General features: G+C 44.0%; 1 protein-coding gene and 1 pseudogene. Both read left to right on the forward strand.

The window, feature by feature from the left end:
• Window positions 1–1,128 (forward strand): annotated as a pseudogene (locus tag WBM98_RS16295) (glycosyl hydrolase); the annotation flags it as partial.
• Window positions 1,129–1,412: 284 nt separating this feature from the next.
• A partial coding sequence (locus WBM98_RS16300) for a sulfatase-like hydrolase/transferase (RefSeq protein WP_424367081.1) occupies window positions 1,413–1,765 on the forward strand: 353 nt, incomplete at its 3' end.

The raw sequence follows: 1,765 nt of genomic DNA on the forward strand, positions 1-1,765 counted from the left end.
GTGGTGCGTGAAGACCCAAAACAAAAGGGCTTATTATATGCAGGCACCGAAACGGGAATGTATATTTCCTTTGATGATGGCGCCCATTGGAGTCCGTTTCAGTTGAACCTTCCTATCGTTCCCATTACCGATTTAACCCTAAAGGATCACAACTTGATCGTAGCCACCCAAGGGCGTAGCCTTTGGATTATCGATGACCTTACCGTATTGCATCAATTGGATACTAGTGTGAAAAGTGCTTCCTTTATTTTGTATAAACCCAAGGACTCATATAGAACCAAAGGCAGAACGTCAAAGACGCCATCGAAGACGGCAGGGGCCAATCACCCTAATGGGGTCATCACCCATTTTTACCTGAAGGATCTTGCCGAGAAAGACAGCATAAGTCTAACATTTACCTCGATGGATGGGGATACCTTGGGGAGTTACACGAACACAGCTAAGGACAAGGATAAAAAGCTCGAGGTCAAAAAAGGAGGGAATACCTTTGTTTGGGATACTCGCGGGAAAGGTGCCAAAAAGTTGGATGGGATGATCCTTTGGTGGGCCAATTTGGATGGTGCCAAGGCAGTACCTGGGGAGTATAAGGTCCACCTGAATGTGAATGGCATATCCACTTCGAAAATCTTCAAGATCCTTCCCGATCCGAGGGCCGAGGTTACCGCAGCCGATATGCAAAAGCAGTTCGATTTTATCACGGATGTGAATACGACCATTGATAACGCCCATACATCCATCGAAAAAATCAGGAATATCACACAACAATTGGATGCCTTTAACAAACAGTACAAAGACAATGACAAAACCAAGGCATTGGTCGAAAAAGCCAAGAAAATGAAGGAGCGTTTGGGCACCGTTGAAAAGGCCTTATACCAAACCCAAAACAAAAGCGGACAGGATCCCTTGAACTTCCCCATTCGGTTGACCAACAAATTGGGGCATTTGAATAGTTTGGTGGCCATTGATGATTTTCCGCCAACAGATCAGGATATCGAGGTCAAAAATGAACTTACAGTTCAGATAAACGAACAACTCAATGCTTTTGATGCTGTTTTGAACAAGGAACTTAAGGAATTCAATACCGCCTTCAACGATCTAAAATTAAATTATTTGTTCGTTGAGGAATGAATTAGTGGCCTTTTGTTTGGATAAATCGCCACTATTTGAGCACAATGTCAATTGATTTCAGTTGGGGCACCTTTAAACCGTCATATCAAGTGGAGACAATAGATCGGTCTATCCCTTTAATGAATACTTGCTTCTCGACCGAGCCTGTCTTGAGTGCTTCGGCTGCGCTCAGTATGAACTAAATTCGAAAGGCTCGAAGTGACAGTTTGTATAAATCTGACAATCATCATTTCTATCAGGTCGAGCGGAGTCGAGACCCATAGAAGCTAAATTAAACCATTGTAATGCAACAGATCAAATATACTTTTAGTCCTTTATTGATTCTACTCCCTCTGTTCTTCTGGGCAACGGAAGTACAAGCCCAGAAACCGGAACGCCCGAATGTGATCATCATCATCACCGATGATCAAGGGTACGGTGATTTCGGATATACCGGTAATCCGCATGTGAAAACCCCGAATATTGACCATTTTGCAGAGGAAAGTATCCGTTTCACCAACTTTTATGTTTCCCCGGTATGTGCCCCAACAAGGGCGAGTTTAATGACAGGGCGATATTCACTAAGGACCGGAATCAGGGATACCTATAACGGAGGCGCTATCATGGCGGCCAATGAGGTGACCCTTGCCGAAATGTT

The organism is Maribacter sp. (genome assembly GCF_049667165.1).
In the GTDB taxonomy this organism is placed as follows: Bacteria; Bacteroidota; Bacteroidia; order Flavobacteriales; family Flavobacteriaceae; genus Maribacter_A.